This window comes from Monashia sp. HAY1-5C, assembly GCF_056755255.1.
Window position 1 is genome coordinate 1 of the sequence record NZ_JBPGXG010000405.1, and the last position, 266, is coordinate 266.

At 61.7% G+C, this 266-nt stretch carries 1 protein-coding gene; it reads left to right on the forward strand.

What is annotated here, in order from left to right; translation table 11 throughout:
• Positions 1–77: 77 nt before the first annotated feature.
• Positions 78–266, forward strand: a 189-nt coding sequence (locus ACR9ZK_RS22215; protein ID WP_481344109.1) for a DUF7455 domain-containing protein, incomplete at its 3' end; no start/stop codon positions are given.

The following is a 266-nucleotide window of genomic DNA, read 5'->3' on the forward strand; positions in this document are numbered from 1 at the left end:
ATGCGCGCCTGGTTGCCGACTATCCGTGGTTCTATAGAGGTATCGAGTTCAGCGGTTGCGACGGAAAGGAGCCTCACATGTCGACACTCACCTCGGAGAACGGGGCCGTTGACGAGCTCGCCTCGGGGCCGCAACTGACTGCCGCCGATCGTTGCGACAGCTGCGGCGCTCAGGCGTACATCCGCGTCGTCGTCAACAATGGCGAACTCCTCTTCTGCGCTCACCACGGCAAGAAGCACCAGGAGAAGCTCTCTCAGATCGCCCAC